Source organism: Virgibacillus sp. JSM 102003, from assembly GCF_041949995.1.
Classification (GTDB): Bacteria; Bacillota; Bacilli; order Bacillales; family Amphibacillaceae; genus Lentibacillus.
In genome coordinates this window covers 162,023-178,225 of sequence record NZ_JBHFQH010000001.1, presented here as the reverse complement: position 1 = coordinate 178,225, position 16,203 = coordinate 162,023, and the positions used below count along the sequence as shown (strand labels likewise).

Here is a 16,203-nt window from a genome sequence, read left to right as displayed (position 1 = left end):
GTATGCCTGGTAGCAGATATAGATCATACATAATTTCAGCACTTGTACTAGTAATATCAGTATTACTGTTCACTACTATTCCAATGGTTAAAGCACAGGACAGTGGTGATGGTAAACTTGTTTATATCATTCCAATAGAAAATGAAGTTGAAGCTGGACTGGAAGCTTTCCTTTCGCGAACGACAAAAGAGGCAGAGGCAAAGGGTGCCGATCATATTATATTTGAAATCGATACACCAGGTGGGAGAGTTGATTCTGCCAGACAAATTGCGGAATTACTACAAGATCTTGAACTTACAACTACTTCTTTTATCGTTAATCAGGCATTGTCAGCAGGGTCTTATATAGCATTAAACACAGATAATATCTATATGAAACCACAGGCCAACATGGGAGCTAGTGGTGTCATAAATCAGGATGGAACCGCAGCTAATAAGAAGGCACAGTCTGCATGGCTAAGTGCGATGAAAAGTGCAGCTGAATCTAAGGGCAGAGATAAATTGTATGCTGCTGCAATGGCAGATCCAAGTATAGATCTTCCGGAATACGGTGCTGAGGAAGGAAAGTATCTCACATTGGATCCAGACTCAGCCGTTGAGGTCGGATATTCAAAAGCCACTGTTCAAGACAGAACGGAACTGTTAAACGAACTGGGATTAAACAATGCGACTATTGTTGAGAAAGAACCAACAATATCTGAAAATATAGCTCGGTTTATAACCAACCCAGTTGTTGTTCCGATATTATTGTCAGTAGCAAGTCTTGGGTTGATTGTTGAGTTGTATTCACCTGGTTTTGGAATTCCGGGTATAATGGGATTGCTATCGCTAATTCTGTTCTTCTATGGACATGTCGTTGCTGGCCTTGCTGGTATGGAAGCCATTATTCTATTAATTTTAGGTCTGGTACTAATAATTGCAGAGTTTTTTGTCCCTGGAGGAATAGTTGGTTTGCTTGGAGTTGGTTCTGTGGTTGGGTCACTGATTATATCAGGTCAGGATATCGGCCACATGTCAATGAGTATAGGTATAGCTTTCATAGTAGCCATAATAGCTTCTATTATATTGTTTAAGTCAATAGGGATGGAAAAAGGATTTTTTCGTCATATAATATTAAAAGATCAGACATCAACTGAACTTGGATATGTTTCTTCAGTAAATCGATTGGAATTAATAGGGTTGGAAGGCGTAACAGTAACTCAGTTACGTCCATCAGGTACAGCGGTATTCGATGGCGAGCGGTTAGATGTTGTATCAGAAGGAGGGTTTATTCAAAGTAATAAACTTGTCAAGGTAGTTAAGGTAGAAGGAGTTCGTGTGGTAGTAAGAGAAGTATAATACTGAGATGAATATATAGGAGGAATTTACATGGATTTAGAACAACTTATGCCGATAATAATAATTGCGGTAATCTTAATTGTTGTAGCAGTATTATTTACATTTATTCCAGTAATGTTATGGATTAGCGCTTTAGCAGCAGGTGTTAAAGTAGGTATCTTCACACTTGTTGGGATGCGATTACGAAGGGTTGTACCTTCAAGAGTAATCAATCCATTAATTAAAGCGCATAAAGCAGGATTAGAATTAAGCACAAATCAGCTGGAGAGTCATTACTTAGCAGGTGGTAATGTTGATAGAGTCGTGAACGCACTTATTGCTGCACATAGAGCTAATATTGAGTTATCCTTTGAACGTGGTGCAGCGATTGATTTAGCCGGGCGTGATGTATTAGAAGCTGTTCAAATGAGTGTTAATCCAAAGGTTATTGAAACTCCATTTATTGCAGGTATTGCGATGGATGGTATCGAAGTGAAAGCAAAAGCTCGTATTACTGTACGTGCTAACATTGATCGTCTCGTCGGTGGTGCTGGAGAAGAAACAGTAATTGCCCGTGTTGGTGAAGGCGTTGTAAGTACGATTGGTAGTTCAGAAGCACATACAAAAGTACTGGAAAACCCTGATTCAATATCTCAAAATGTTTTAAGCAAAGGTTTGGATGCTGGTACAGCATTCGAAATTCTATCAATTGATATTGCTGATGTGGATATCGGTAAAAATATTGGAGCAATCCTTCAAACTGACCAAGCTGAGGCAGATAAAAATATTGCTCAAGCTAAAGCGGAAGAAAGAAGAGCAATGGCTGTGGCACAAGAACAGGAAATGGTCGCACGAGTTGAAGAAATGCGTGCAAAAGTTGTCGAGGCAGAGGCAGATGTTCCGCTTGCACTTGCTGAAGCACTGCGGTCAGGCAATCTGGGTGTAATGGATTATATGAATTATAAAAATATAGACGCTGATACAGATATGCGCGGTACTATTGGGAAGTTGTCTGATAATGATAAAGAAGACAATGACAATAAATAATGTATTAGCCTGTACAGGAGGGTTATTATGGATGTCATTCTCATAATCCTTGCAATTATTGGAGGACTTGCAGGTTTTTTAAAAGATAAGTCTGAAAATGATACTAATAAACAAAAACGAACAGTGAATTCACCTAAACCCTCACCAACTCCTTCTGGGGGCGCTGGTGGAATGACAAGAAATGATTACCAACAGCAAAGTTCAGAAGAAAAAACGTCAATTGAAGAACAACAGCAGGAACAACGCGAACGACTTGCCGATCGTATGAATACAGCTACACAAAAGGCAATCGATGAACGTAAGCACGATGCAATTATTAACGAAAATGATAACTTCAACCAAACTGATAAAGAGTTATCAGTTGAACAAAAACGATTTAAGAGAAGGATTAAAAATAATTTAAATCGAAAAGGTTTGGTAAACGGTGTTATCATGGCAGAAGTATTAGGTTCACCCAGAGCTAAGAAACCATATCAAAGTATTGTGAAACAACGAAGAAACTAACTAACTCAAATAAAGAACCACTACTTGGTAAGCGATAGATGCTTAACTCGGTAGTGGTTCTTTTTTCTTGTTCTTATCCTGTCGTTAATTTCATAAATATGAATGTGAGAGGGGGCCACATCAGTGAAGAAATGGCAACAACGAATCGGTCCATGGTTTATGAAACATCTTGCACTTCCAACTGATGTCATGTTGGAGCTGCCGAGAATAACAATGATTGGCCAAATACATGTTTACATTGAGAATCATAAAGGACTGATTGTTTATTCAGATACCGAATTAAAGCTCAAAACCACTAAGGGGTATGTACAGATCTTGGGATCATCATTTGTGCTGAAAATGATGGTGCCTGAAGAAATATTACTGGAAGGTTTGATAACTGAAGTTAAATTTATTCCAGATTAAGTAAGATAATTAAAGGAGGAGGACATGAAACATATACAAGGTTCATTTTTTACTGGATACGTGAGAATATCAATAAAGGGTAAAAATCCTGAACTTTTCTTTCAATACTGTATTAATCAAGGTATTACAGTTTGGGATGTTAAAAAGGAATCTGAATTTACTTGTAATGGTAAAGTTAAATTAAGTGATATTGGTACATTAAAGGATATTAAACGTCGGACAAGTTATAAGGTGACCTTTTTAAATAAAAAAGGATTGCCATTTTTATTCAAACAATTCACCCGTAAAAAAGAAGTTGTGCTTGGCTTATTGTTAAGTGTTATGCTTATTTTTTTTCTGTCGAATATCATTTGGGAAGTCAGAATAATAGGTGTACCAAAAGATATAGAGGAAAAAATAAACAAACAGTTGACTGAATACGGGATTCATCAGGGGGCATGGACTTTTACACTTGATGCACCAAGTGAAGTACAGCAACAATTAGTAAATGATGTACCTGAATTACTGTGGGTTGGCGTGCATCAAAAAGGGACATCCTATGTTCTTGAAGGAGTAGAAAAAACGATAGTAAAAGAAGAGGAGGTACAGGGTCCCAGAAATTTAGTAGCTACAAAAAAAGGCGTCATTCAGAAAATGTATGTATCGAAAGGTCTTCCAAAGGTTAATGTTAATGACTATGTTGAGCCCGGACAAGTACTTGTTTCAGGAAAGCTTAATTTTGATGATAGCGAAGAGGACAAGAAATATGAATTAGTAGCAGCCGAGGGAGAAATAATTGCGAAAACATGGTATGAAACAGAAGTGACCATTCCGTTAAAAGCTAGTCATGAACTATTGACTGGAAATCGTGAAAGTAAATATCATTTAAGTATCAATGATTTCGAACTGCCTGTATGGGGATTCAATTCACCCGAATTTAATGAAATTCATCGGGAAAGAATTGAAAAAGACCTGTATTTTTTGAAGTGGAAAATTCCAGTAAAAATAATTGAAACTATTTTAAGTGAAAAAAGGTATAATAAAGTAGAGAGAAGTAAGGAAGAAGCAATTAATATTGGGATTGAACAGGCAAAAAACGAATTAATGCTAAGACTGGGACCTGATGCGAAAATTGTTTCCGAAAAAGTTTTGCATGAAACAATTGAGAATGGTAAAGTTAAACTAATCTTATATATGGCTGTGGAAGAAAATATTGTTAAAGAAGAATCAATAGATCAAGGAGATTGATTATGTCAGAAAACTTGAAAACAATTGAGTTACAATTAACTAATCCTAATGAAGCATTAGCTTTGTTTGGTACAAATGACAAATATTTGAAGCAGATAGAACAACAATTAAATGTATCGATTGTTACAAGAGGAGAGCAAGTAGGTGTTTCTGGCACAAATGAAGAGATTGAACTTGTAGAAGAGATTTTATCTACTCTTCTTACAATAGTAAGAAAAGGTTTGGATATAACGGAGCGAGATGTAGTATATTCAGTCGATCTCGCAAAAAAAGGTAAAATTAATCAATTTGAGACACTTTTTGAGGATGAAATAACCAAAAACGTTAAGGGAAAATCAATCCGAGTAAAAACATTAGGCCAAAAGAATTATGTATCAGCAATTAAGTCTCATGACCTTGTATTTGGTATCGGTCCCGCTGGTACAGGGAAAACATATCTGGCTGTCGTAATGGCTGTTCATGCTTTAAAAAATGGTGAAGTCAAAAGGATAGTTTTAACACGCCCAGCAGTGGAAGCTGGTGAAAGCCTTGGATTTTTACCTGGTGATTTAAAAGAAAAGGTTGATCCGTATTTAAGGCCATTATATGATGCATTGCATGATGTTCTTGGAGCGGAGCATACAATGCGTTTAATCGAAAGGGATACAATTGAGATTGCCCCATTAGCCTATATGCGTGGTAGGACACTTGATGATGCATTTGTTATACTGGATGAGGCACAGAATACGACACCAGAACAAATGAAGATGTTTCTGACACGCTTAGGTTTTGGCTCCAAAATGATAATAACTGGTGACATCACCCAAATTGACTTACCTAAGGGAGTTAAATCAGGTTTGCAGGTAGCAAATCAGCTACTGTCACCTGTGAATGGAATATCAATTATTCACTTAAATCAAACGGATGTTGTAAGGCATCCATTGGTACAAAAAATAATCGACGCATATGAAAAAACCAACTGATTAAAGAAATAGTGTAAGACCCCCATTTGCGGGTCTTATTTCTATATTTACATAGCTTCTTATTGATCAGTTATGAGGTGAGTATTATGGCTAAGTTGTTGCAAAATTTTGTAAAGACACTTCTTAAGATCCGGACAAAATGGGTAACGGTTGTTTTGCCGGTTGTTATTTTGGGTGTCTTTTTTTTCCTTGTAACGGTTAATAACGTGTATACAGAAACATATGATATTGAACGGTTTACTAGTGCTAAGGAAACGATTCGTTCACCAATTACAATTGAAAATGAACAGGAAACGCAACGAAAAACCCGGGAAACGGTTCAATCAGTTGAAGATAGATTTGACATATCAACTGAAACTACTGCAGAACAAATAGCATATGTGGAAGAAATATTTGATGCAATTGAAAAAATGGAGGTAGAGGAGGCAGAAAATTCACCAAAATCTCCTAGCGAGAATAACGCAGGCGTAATGCCAAGCCAAGTAAAAGTACAGAAATTAAAGCAGATATTGTCGCCAGAAATAACCGAACAAGTCGATGATGGAATATTATATGAACTTGTTGAGGTAAGTCCACAAGTACGTATAGAAGCCAAAGAGATGTTCATTGCTTCTCTGACAGAGGTGTTAAGAAATGGTGTCCGTGTTGAAAATATCCAAAGCGGTATTGCCAAAATGGAACAAGATATAAGGTATTCCAATCTATCAGATAGTTTAAAAGCAGCACTTGTAAATTTAAGTGAATTTGCTGTTGTGGAAAACTCTTTTTTTGATGTTGAAAAAACAATGGATGCACGAAAGGACGCAGCCAGCAGCGTTGAACCTGTTGTGATTCGAGCCGGTGAGATTATCGTTAGAGAAGGCCAAGTAATCACAAATGAACATTATCAGGACTTAAAGTTAGCTGGTTTATTGGATAAAGAGCGAAACATTTACCCAGTAATTGGATTGGCTTTATTACTATTTTTAATAATCTTAGTTATTGGATATGAAATGAACCTCCTTTCAAAAGTTAATCACTTAGATAAAGGTAAAATTGCTTCCATTATATTAATAAGTTTTATAGTTGTATCACTAATGAAAGTGGTAAGTATGATAACGGTTCCAGTAAGCCAGTTATTTTTTGCAGTTCCGGTTGCAATTGGAGCCTTGCTTGTAAAACAATTACTCAATGAACGGTTTGCAATCGTACTCTCTATATTATATGCCATTTTGGGAAGCATAATTTTTAACGAACAAATCCCTGGTGCATTAAATATAGAGGCCGGCATTTACTTCTTCTTTTCGCAAATGGCTGGTATTATTTTCCTGTCAAATGTTAAGGATCGTTTGGCTATTCTAAAAGCAGGCGCAGGTGTTACTGCAATTAACATTATGATTGTAACATTGTTTCTTTTCCTCTCATTTGAAAAGTATTCGTTAGAAGAGTTATTAATCCATTCTGGTTTTGGAGTTGCTTCCGCATTCCTTTCAGCAGTTTTAGCTATTGGTTTATTGCCAATCTTCGAGACCGGATTAGGTATTTTATCAGATATAAAGTTACTTTCATTAGCAAGTCCTAATCATCCTTTACTTCGAAAAATTCTAACTGAGTCACCAGGTACGTATCATCATTCCGTCATGGTGGCCAATCTTAGTGAATCGGCCTGTGAGGTAATTGGAGCAAATGGTCTTTTGGCAAGGGTTGGTGCGTATTATCATGATATTGGTAAGACAGTAAGGCCGCATTATTTTATTGAGAATCAGTTATCGATCTCTAATCCTCATGATATAATTGAGCCTAGACAAAGTGCAGAAATTATTATTAACCATCCGTATGATGGAGCAGCAATGCTAAAAAAACATAAACTTCCAAAGGAAATTATTAATATTGCGATGCAGCATCACGGAACCACTTTATTAAAATATTTTTATTTTAAAGAAAAAGAAAGTAACCGCTATGTGAAAGAAATTAATTTCAGATACCCTGGTCCAAAGCCGCAAACGAAAGAAGCTGCAATAATATGTATATGTGACTCTGTGGAGGCCGCAGTAAGGTCTTTGAATGAGCCTACAGAGGAAAAGATTGAAGAAATTGTATCATCTATTATAAATGATCGTCTTATGGATGGACAATTAAATGAATGTCCACTTACATTAATGGAATTGGATAAAGTTCACCAAACAATCTGTAAATCATTAAAAGGAATTTTTCACTCAAGAATTCAATACCCTATGAAGGAGGCAAAATAAGATGTATATCGATTTTCATGACCAAACTAATTCTGTACCTACCGATTATATTGATATGCTGCAACGATTACTTATTTTCACTGCAAAAAAAGAAGCAATTTCCTTGGAAGCTGAAGTATCGATAAATTTTGTCAATAACGTTGAAATTCAGGAAATTAACCGGAATTACCGACAGCTTAACAAACCGACAGATGTATTATCGTTTGCAATGCAGGAACAAACAGATGATGAATTGGACATTGTTGGCGAAGATATTCCGTTAGTTCTTGGTGATATTGTGATATCTGTTGAAAAAGCGGAAGAGCAGGCGAAAGATTATGACCATTCACTTGAGAGGGAGCTGGGGTTTCTAACGGTTCACGGCTTCTTGCATTTACTTGGTTATGACCACATGGACAAAGAGGATGAACGGAAAATGTTTAAAAGGCAAGAAGAAATTCTGGGTGAATTCGGCATTGAACGATAATAAAAGTAAAAGGTCAATTGGTTTCTTACATGCGTGGAATGGTCTTAAAGAAGTCACCAAAACAGAACGAAATTTTAGGATACATTTAATTGCAACTATAACCGTTATTATTACAGGTACGATAATACACTTAACTTTAATAGAGTGGGCAATCCTTATGCTCACAATTGGATTAGTGTTAGTTGCTGAAGCTACTAATGCAGCGATTGAAAAGCTGATTGACTATGTAAAACCTGAAACGAACCCATTAGCTAAGACAATTAAGGATGTTGCCGCGGGGGCAGTTCTGCTAGCTGCCGTAATTTCATTTGTCGTAGGATTATTAATATTTTTACCGAAAATATATGGCTTGTTTTAGTAAAACCTTCAATTAAAGAAGGTTTTTTTAGCAGTTAAAAATGTTTAAATCCTTTCTTATTACATAAGTGCAACTAAGGCTAGGATTTGCTCATTATATAAGTAATGCATAAAGAGTAAAAATTTTTAAACGATTAAACCAACAGCTTGAATATGCGAGCTGCGTCGTTTGAGAAACTTACAAATTTCACTACTTCGCTGTTTATATCAAATGCGTACCGTTGATCCAAAGTTAACTCAACATCTTCAGCCTTTCTTATTCCTTCAAGTTTTATGCGTTCATTTTTACGTTGCGAAAGTTGAAATACTGCTTATGTCATTTTATGAGGATTTATAGAAACTTATTAAAGGTTTTGTCGGATGCATGAAACTAGCTGCATTTTGTAGTATGATGATTATATCAAATAGAAATAACTGCTTCGGAGGACATAACATGGATACAAAATTTAAATCAGGGTTCCTAGCAATTATTGGTAGACCTAACGTAGGAAAGTCAACATTTATGAACAATGTAATAGGGCAAAAAATAGCAATAATGAGTGATAAGGCTCAAACAACACGAAATAAAATTCAAGGCGTTCTAACTGAAGAGGATGCACAGCTAGTTTTCATTGATACACCGGGTATCCATAAACCCAAGCATCGTTTGGGTGATTTTATGGTGAAAATAGCAGAAGATACTTTGAATGAAGTGGATGCAATTCTTTTTATGATTAATGCTGATGAAGGTTACGGAAAAGGTGATCAATATATAATTGAACGGCTGCAGCAAGTAAAACGTCCGGTTTTTCTGATCATCAATAAAGTCGACTTAATTCATCCAGATGAATTGTTTCCTTTGATAGAACGTTATAGGAATAAGTACAATTTTGAAGAAATTATTCCAATTTCAGCACTTCATGGAAATAATGTTACACATTTGCTTGATATATTAAAAACACATTTACCTGAGGGACCACAATATTATCCTGAAGATCAAATAACAGACCATCCTGAGCGGTTCATTATTGGCGAATTAATACGGGAAAAAGTATTGCAGTTAACCAGAGAAGAGGTACCACATTCAATAGCAGTTGTGATCGAGAATATTGAAACAAGAGACTCAAATGCAGTTTTTATTCAGGCAGCAATTGTTACAGAACGGAAAACCCAAAAAGGAATTATTATTGGTAAGCAAGGAAGTATGTTAAAAGATATCGGTAAAAAAGCCCGAAAGGATATTGAATCATTATTAGGGTCAAAAGTTTACTTGGAGCTTTGGGTGAAAGTTCAAAAAGACTGGCGCAACAAGCAATCACAGTTGCGTGAATTTGGTTTCCGCGATGATGAATATTAAACATGGTAAAATTTAAAACTCATTGAATGAACATGTATGGTAATTCTAAGTAGTAAGTACTTTTCAATTTCAATATGCTATAAAGGAAGGTGGGGTTTCTTGTGATCGACTTAACCTGGAGATTATTTAGTCAGACAGGAAACATTGAAACCTATTTATTATTGAAAGAGTTAGAAGAAAGAGAACACGGTACAGGTGACTTGATTCAACAGGAAGATGAAGAGGTATCATCGATTGAACCTAAATTATAGTACATGGAGATTTTCAATGGTTTAACCTAAGAAGGTGATACTATTTGCTTGAAAAAATGAGAGGTATTGTCATTAAAACGCAAGATTACAGTGAATCACATAAAATAGTTACGATTTACAGTAACAAACTAGGTAAAATCTCTGCTATTGCCAGGGGAGCTAAAAAACCAAAAAGCAGGATGGCTGCAGTTACGCAGCCATTCATACTTGGTGAATTTTTTATCTATGTCAATTCCGGTTTAAGTACAATTCAACAGGGAGATGTTGTTGATTCGCTCCGTTTTATCCGAGAAGATATAATTAAGACAGCATATGCCGCATATATAGTTGAACTAACCGATAAATTAGTTGATTCAAATCTACCGGATAACTATTTATTTGAACAGCTATACCAGACATTGTCCTGGATCGCTGAACATGATGATGCAGATGCAGAAATTCCAATGATGATGTATGAATTAAAATTATTTGCAAAAGGCGGATTTGCACCGACAGTAAGTAATTGCGTGAGCTGTGGCAGGAAAGATACGCCGTTATATTTTTCGATAGCTGAAGGTGGTTTGCTTTGTTCGCGATGTAATCATATTGACTCTGAAGCAATTATGCTGCCAGATAATGTAGCCAAGCTGTTGCATATCTTTATGAGTGTAGAACTGGAAAGAGTCGGTACAATTTCAGTGAAATCAGCAAATAAAAATTTATTGCGTCGCCTTATTGATGCCTATTATGAACAATATGGTGGCTATTATTTGAAATCAAAGCGATTTTTAAATCAATTGGATAAATTAAAATAGTCTATTTGTTGACAATTCAGGTGGTAATACAGTATTATTTGTACATATTTTAAATAGAACATTTAATTGCATTGATGGAGAATAGTACTTATTGGTTACTATTTTGAGCGAGTCCAGAATAGTGAAAGCTGGATAATAGGACAATAAGGAACGGCGCTCCTGAGCAGTTGGTATAAAGTGGCTCTTTTTAACAGGGCAAGTAGGGTGGAACCGCGGTATTAAATCCGTCCCTATGTCATTTTAAGTGACATAGGGATGGATTTTTTTAGTGTTAGGCTTTTGACTTTGACTGCAGGCGGATCCTTTGCACGGCAGACCCAACCGGGATGAACTGTGAACAGGCGCATGCCCTTTCGTATTATTCAATAAATAAATTAAATATGGAGGTTGTATAGATGACTATACAGGAAATGATTTTAACTTTACAAAAACATTGGTCAGATCAAAATTGTATTTTAATGCAAGCATATGACGTTGAAAAGGGTGCGGGAACAATGTCTCCAATGACCCTGTTAAGAAGTCTTGGACCAGAACCGTGGAATGTAGCTTATGTTGAACCTTCAAGAAGACCGGCGGATGGGCGATATGGGCAAAACCCTAATCGACTTTATCAGCACCACCAATTTCAGGTAATTATGAAGCCATCTCCAGATAATATTCAGGAATTATATTTAGATTCTTTAAAAGCGCTTGGTATTAATCCGTTGGAACATGATATACGTTTTGTAGAGGACAATTGGGAAAATCCGACTTTGGGTGCTGCAGGACTTGGATGGGAAGTGTGGCTGGATGGAATGGAAATAACTCAATTTACATATTTTCAGCAAATTGGCGGACTTGAGGCAAATCCAGTAACAGTTGAACTCACGTATGGGATTGAACGTTTGGCGTCGTATATTCAGGATAAAGAAAACGTGTTTGATTTAGAGTGGACACAAGGTGTAACGGTTAAGGATATCTTTTTCCAGCCTGAATACGAACATTCTAAATATACGTTTGAAGAATCTAATACAGACATGTTATTTGAGTTATTCTCCATGTATGAAAAAGAGGCTGAAGTTACAATGGAAAAGGGGTTGGTTTTTCCATCCTATGATTACGTATTAAAGTGCTCACATACATTTAATTTACTCGATGCTAAGGGTGTCATTTCAGTTACAGAACGTACAGGATATATTTCCAGGATACGAAACCTTGCCAGGAGTATTGCTAAAGCTTATGTAGCAGAACGTGAACGGTTAGGATTTCCTATGCTAACAGAGGAGGCAGAATAATGGCTAAAGATGTATTATTTGAAATAGGACTGGAAGAATTGCCAGCGCGGTTTATAGATAAAGCAGAAAGTCAACTTATTAGTAAAACAAAAGATTGGCTTGATGACTTACGTATTTCATATGATTCGATTACATCATTTTCAACACCAAGAAGACTTGCCGTTTTAATTAAAGATGTTGCCGAAACACAAACCTCACTTGAAGAAGAAGTAAAAGGGCCAGCTGTTAAAATAGCAAAGGATGATAATGGTAGTTGGACAAAAGCAGCAATCGGTTTTACAAAAGGTCAAGGGAAGACGGTTGAAGACATTTATACAAAGGATGTAAAAGGGACAACCTATATTTTCGTAAAAAAACAGATTATCGGTAAAGATACGTTTGAATTGCTTCCTTCGTTCAAAGAAATTATTGAATCTATTCAGTTTCCTAAAAATATGCGCTGGGCAGAACAAAGCCTTCGATATGCACGCCCAATACGTTGGATTGCTGCATTGTATGAAGATCAAGTTATACCTTTTGAAATTGCTGATGTTACAACCAGTAATTTTACGTTCGGTCATCGGTTCCTAGGGAGCAGGATTACTTTAACATCACCATCAGACTACCAATTTGAACTGAAGGATAATTACGTTATAGCAGATCCGAATGAACGTGAACATTTAATAACCAATGGGATTAAAAAAATAGAAACAGAATACGGATTTCAAGTACCAATTGATAATAGTTTGCTGAATGAGGTTCGTAATCTTGTTGAGTACCCAACGGTATTTATCGGATCATACGAAGAGTCCTTTTTAAAATTACCATCAGATGTGTTAATAATATCTATGAAAGAACACCAGCGGTATTTCCCTGTAAAATCAAAGGATGGAGAATTGCTGTCTTACTTTGTCGGTGTACGGAACGGTGATGACAAAGCGATAAATACAGTAGTGAAGGGCAACGAAAAAGTGTTGCACGCGAGACTATCTGACGCCCAATTCTTTTTTGAAGAAGATCAAAAACATTCGATAGATTATTATTTGGAAAAGTTGGAACGAGTTGTTTTTCAGGAAAAATTAGGAACAATAAGTGATAAAGTGTCACGTGTTGTCAGTATTACAGATCAATTGGCACAACAACTTAATCTTGATGATGAAACGAAAGAAAAGGCAATCAGGACTGCTGAAATTTGCAAGTTTGATTTACCTACAAATATGGTGGATGAGTTCACAGAGCTCCAAGGAATTATCGGACAGACATATGCATTAAATTTTGGCGAGAAGAAAGAAGTTGCAAGAGGGGTTGCAGATCATTATTTACCAGTTCATGCTGATGATCGCCTACCAGAAACGATAGAAGGTGCAATTGTAAGTGTTGCCGATAAACTGGACACAATTGTTGGTTGTATTTCAGTGGGATTAATACCGACTGGTTCACAGGATCCGTATGGTCTTAGACGTCAATCAGTGGGTATCTTGAAAATATTAAAAGAATATAAATGGAATATCACGGTTGAATCTTTATTGGATTTAACACATCAGTTTTATCACAACCTGGCAATTAACGACGCGAGCGAAGTCAGAAGTGAATTAGAACATTTCTTTGGCTTGCGTGCCACATATATATTTAGAGAAGTGAAGCTTGAGCAAGATGTTATTCAATCAGTATTGCATAAAGAAATAGGTGTTATTGCTTATACGATAGCAAAAGCGATTACATTATCCCGTAAACGAAATGATCAGGATTTTAAATCTGTTCAGGAGGCTCTTGTCAGAGTAATTAACTTGTCTTGGAAAACGGATTTGGCAACTATTAATCAAGACCTTTTTGAAACACCATCTGAAAAGGAACTGTATCAAGTTTATTTAGAAGTAAGGGATTTATATAATGATGCGAATAGCAACCAGCAAGCAGAGGATGCTTTGCTATACTTAGGAAAATTGGCAGAACCTATTCATAACTTTTTCGATCATAATATGGTTATGGCAAAGGATGAAAAAATCCGTAATAATCGACTGTCACTTTTGAACTTAATAGCAGCATTGACTTATGACTATGCCGATCTATCTAAAATTGAATGGAAGCAGCAATTCTGATCCGGACAAATGAGTAGCATTTATCCAGACCCATTAAATCACTATTTTAAGGTAACGTTATTTCTTTTTCACTCTATATAGTCTATAATATTGGATAAATAGTATGTCACATTGTGCCGTTAGGTGGTGAAAAAGTGGAGTTATCAAATAGACAAGAGCAAATTATTGTAATTGTTAAAGAAAATGGTCCAATTACCGGCGAAAATATAGCTGAACACCTAGGTTTAACAAGAGCCACATTACGACCGGATTTAGCTATTTTGACCATGGCTGGTTTCCTTGATGCAAGACCAAGAGTTGGATATTTTTATACAGGTAAAACCGGAACTGAACTACTAACCGAAAAAATAAAACAATTTAAAGTACAGGAATATCAGTCAGTCCCTATAGTTGTTAAAGAAGATGCTTCTGTTTATGACGCTATTTCAACAATGTTTTTAGAAGATGTCGGGACCCTATTTGTAGTAGATGGGAACGCATGTCTAATAGGTGTTTTATCTAGAAAGGATTTATTGAGGGCTAGTATTGGAAATCAGGACTTAAACGCTGTACCAGTACATATTATTATGACGAGAATGCCCAATATTACGGTATGTTACCGAGAGGATTTAATGATAGACGCTGCAAAGAAGCTGATTGATAAACAAATTGACGGACTGCCTGTCATCAAAGATACTGAAAACGGCTTGGAAATTGTAGGACGAATCACGAAAACCACGATAACGAAGGCGTTTGTGGAATTAATAATGGATGAGCATTTATAAGAGAGGAGCCGAACCATGGGTGTTAAACCACTAGTTTATGTTTTGTCGGATTCCGTTGGAGAAACTGCTGAATTAGTAATAAAAGCGGGGTTGAGTCAATTTAATAATGGTGAATATAATATACAACGTGTGCCATATGTGGAAGATAAGAAAACGATTGATGAAACCATACAGATTGCACAGGAAAAGCAGGGGATTATCGGTTTTACACTCGTAGATCCTACTTTACGAAAATATTTAAATTCAAGAGCAAAAGAAAAAGACATTGAGGCCATTGATATAATGGGGCCAATGATGGATGCAATGGAGAAATTCTTTGATCATAACCCGCGTCTTGAACCAGGATTAGTCCATAAGTTAGATGAAGACTATTTTAAACGTGTAGAAGCTATTGAGTTTGCAGTTAAATACGACGATGGCAGGGATCCACGCGGAATTGCACGAGCTGATATAATATTAATCGGTGTTTCACGAACATCTAAGACTCCTTTATCACAATACCTAGCACATAAAAGATTAAAGGTTGCCAACGTACCTATTGTACCTGAAGTTGATCCGCCAGAAGAGTTATATGAAGTAGATCCTAAAAAATGTATTGGATTGCAGATAAGCCCTGAAAAACTCAACGAAATAAGAAGAGAAAGATTAAAGGCATTAGGACTTGGAGACCAAGCAACATATGCAAATATGGAAAGAATTCACCAGGAGCTTGAATGTTTTCATGATTTAGTTAATAAAATTGGATGCAGGGTTGTGGATGTATCCAATAAAGCAGTGGAAGAAACAGCAAATATTATTTCTCATATGGTTAAAAAATAAGTTAATTCATTCATAAAACATTCTGCATAACAGTAGAATGTTTTTTGATGGTAATCTGAACGTTTTTGTATTATAATTATTTTTTGTGTCAAAATAAAATAATAAGCATGCATTGTAACCGATTGACGTATTCAGAAAAATAAAACATTAAGATATAGGAAGGAATACTACTCAATAATGTAGAAATACAGTGTATGGGCATTTCAAAAGTTCGACTAAAGGTTTACAGAAGCCTGTCTAGAGGTACAATAATACAACAAGTTAAACAAATCCTTCTAAGTCTTATACTTCATGGAAGGAAATTTTTTCGACTTTCTAAAAAAATATTGTCGAATCATGAAGGATTTTCTTAACAAATATCGAATTATATTA

General features: G+C 36.0%; 16 protein-coding genes and 1 other annotated feature. All 16 genes read left to right on the top strand.

The genetic code is table 11. The features are described 5' to 3' along the window. Positions 1 to 2: 2 nt before the first annotated feature. The 16 genes from ACE1TG_RS00955 to ACE1TG_RS00880 all read left to right on the top strand — a co-directional run bounded on the left by ACE1TG_RS00955 (position 3) and on the right by ACE1TG_RS00880 (position 15,831). Entirely contained in the window at positions 3 to 1,337 is a 1,335-nt protein-coding gene (locus ACE1TG_RS00955; RefSeq protein ID WP_375050481.1) for an NfeD family protein, read from the top strand. A 30-nt stretch (positions 1,338 to 1,367) separates the two neighbouring features. After that, complete coding sequence (floA, locus tag ACE1TG_RS00950; protein ID WP_375050480.1) at positions 1,368 to 2,363, top strand: flotillin-like protein FloA; 996 nt, start codon at positions 1,368 to 1,370, stop codon at positions 2,361 to 2,363. A gap of 27 nt (positions 2,364 to 2,390) precedes the next feature. Beyond that, entirely contained in the window at positions 2,391 to 2,867 is a 477-nt protein-coding gene (locus tag ACE1TG_RS00945) for a hypothetical protein (protein ID WP_375050479.1), read from the top strand. Between the two features lie 123 nt (positions 2,868 to 2,990). Continuing rightward, a complete protein-coding gene (yqfC, locus tag ACE1TG_RS00940; protein WP_375050478.1) occupies positions 2,991 to 3,272 on the top strand; it encodes a sporulation protein YqfC in 282 nt (93 codons plus the stop codon). 24 nt (positions 3,273 to 3,296) lie between these two features. Further along, positions 3,297 to 4,499 (top strand): sporulation protein YqfD, encoded by a 1,203-nt coding sequence (yqfD, locus tag ACE1TG_RS00935; RefSeq protein WP_375050477.1) that lies wholly within the window; start codon positions 3,297 to 3,299, stop codon positions 4,497 to 4,499. 2 nt (positions 4,500 to 4,501) lie between these two features. Beyond that, positions 4,502 to 5,461 carry a PhoH family protein gene (locus ACE1TG_RS00930; protein WP_375050476.1) on the top strand — a complete coding sequence of 320 codons (960 nt, stop codon included), beginning with the start codon at positions 4,502 to 4,504 and terminating at the stop codon, positions 5,459 to 5,461. Positions 5,462 to 5,547: 86 nt separating this feature from the next. Next, entirely contained in the window at positions 5,548 to 7,692 is a 2,145-nt protein-coding gene (locus ACE1TG_RS00925; protein WP_375050475.1) for an HD family phosphohydrolase, read from the top strand. A gap of 1 nt (position 7,693) precedes the next feature. Beyond that, positions 7,694 to 8,158, top strand: coding sequence for an rRNA maturation RNase YbeY (gene ybeY / locus ACE1TG_RS00920; protein WP_375050474.1), 465 nt, complete (start codon positions 7,694 to 7,696; stop codon positions 8,156 to 8,158). Beyond that, positions 8,148 to 8,516: a diacylglycerol kinase gene (locus tag ACE1TG_RS00915; protein ID WP_375050473.1), complete on the top strand. Its 369-nt coding sequence runs from the start codon at positions 8,148 to 8,150 to the stop codon at positions 8,514 to 8,516. Before ybeY ends, ACE1TG_RS00915 begins: the two co-directional genes overlap by 11 nt. A 432-nt stretch (positions 8,517 to 8,948) precedes the next feature. Beyond that, positions 8,949 to 9,851 (top strand): GTPase Era, encoded by a 903-nt coding sequence (gene era / locus ACE1TG_RS00910; protein WP_375050472.1) that lies wholly within the window; start codon positions 8,949 to 8,951, stop codon positions 9,849 to 9,851. Between the two features lie 101 nt (positions 9,852 to 9,952). Further along, positions 9,953 to 10,102 carry a YqzL family protein gene (locus ACE1TG_RS00905; RefSeq protein WP_375050471.1) on the top strand — a complete coding sequence of 50 codons (150 nt, stop codon included), beginning with the start codon at positions 9,953 to 9,955 and terminating at the stop codon, positions 10,100 to 10,102. A 44-nt stretch (positions 10,103 to 10,146) separates the two neighbouring features. Beyond that, a complete protein-coding gene (recO, locus tag ACE1TG_RS00900; RefSeq protein WP_375050470.1) occupies positions 10,147 to 10,896 on the top strand; it encodes a DNA repair protein RecO in 750 nt (249 codons plus the stop codon). Between the two features lie 62 nt (positions 10,897 to 10,958). Further along, positions 10,959 to 11,131 (top strand) — a binding site (T-box leader). A 160-nt stretch (positions 11,132 to 11,291) separates the two neighbouring features. Continuing rightward, positions 11,292 to 12,170: a glycine--tRNA ligase subunit alpha gene (gene glyQ / locus ACE1TG_RS00895; protein ID WP_375050469.1), complete on the top strand. Its 879-nt coding sequence runs from the start codon at positions 11,292 to 11,294 to the stop codon at positions 12,168 to 12,170. Next, on the top strand, positions 12,170 to 14,248 hold the full coding sequence (gene glyS / locus ACE1TG_RS00890; RefSeq protein WP_375050468.1) for a glycine--tRNA ligase subunit beta: 2,079 nt from the start codon (positions 12,170 to 12,172) through the stop codon (positions 14,246 to 14,248). The genes glyQ and glyS overlap by 1 nt, the downstream gene beginning before the upstream one ends. A gap of 134 nt (positions 14,249 to 14,382) precedes the next feature. Next, positions 14,383 to 15,012, top strand: a complete 630-nt coding sequence (gene ccpN / locus ACE1TG_RS00885; RefSeq protein ID WP_375050467.1) for a transcriptional regulator CcpN — start codon at positions 14,383 to 14,385, stop codon at positions 15,010 to 15,012. A 15-nt stretch (positions 15,013 to 15,027) separates the two neighbouring features. Next, entirely contained in the window at positions 15,028 to 15,831 is an 804-nt protein-coding gene (locus ACE1TG_RS00880) for a pyruvate, water dikinase regulatory protein (protein ID WP_375050466.1), read from the top strand. Positions 15,832 to 16,203: the final 372 nt, after the last annotated feature.

What these genes read in the sequence shown, in the direction of transcription:
- ACE1TG_RS00955 (WP_375050481.1), top strand. Translation starts at nt 3, where the DNA reads ATGCCTGGTAGCAGATATAGATCATACATAATTTCAGCACTTGTACTA.
- floA (WP_375050480.1), top strand. Translation starts at nt 1,368, where the DNA reads ATGGATTTAGAACAACTTATGCCGATAATAATAATTGCGGTAATCTTA.
- ACE1TG_RS00945 (WP_375050479.1), top strand. Translation starts at nt 2,391, where the DNA reads ATGGATGTCATTCTCATAATCCTTGCAATTATTGGAGGACTTGCAGGT.
- yqfD (WP_375050477.1), top strand. Translation starts at nt 3,297, where the DNA reads ATGAAACATATACAAGGTTCATTTTTTACTGGATACGTGAGAATATCA.
- ACE1TG_RS00930 (WP_375050476.1), top strand. Translation starts at nt 4,502, where the DNA reads ATGTCAGAAAACTTGAAAACAATTGAGTTACAATTAACTAATCCTAAT.
- ACE1TG_RS00925 (WP_375050475.1), top strand. Translation starts at nt 5,548, where the DNA reads ATGGCTAAGTTGTTGCAAAATTTTGTAAAGACACTTCTTAAGATCCGG.
- ybeY (WP_375050474.1), top strand. Translation starts at nt 7,694, where the DNA reads ATGTATATCGATTTTCATGACCAAACTAATTCTGTACCTACCGATTAT.
- era (WP_375050472.1), top strand. Translation starts at nt 8,949, where the DNA reads ATGGATACAAAATTTAAATCAGGGTTCCTAGCAATTATTGGTAGACCT.
- glyQ (WP_375050469.1), top strand. Translation starts at nt 11,292, where the DNA reads ATGACTATACAGGAAATGATTTTAACTTTACAAAAACATTGGTCAGAT.
- glyS (WP_375050468.1), top strand. Translation starts at nt 12,170, where the DNA reads ATGGCTAAAGATGTATTATTTGAAATAGGACTGGAAGAATTGCCAGCG.
- ACE1TG_RS00880 (WP_375050466.1), top strand. Translation starts at nt 15,028, where the DNA reads ATGGGTGTTAAACCACTAGTTTATGTTTTGTCGGATTCCGTTGGAGAA.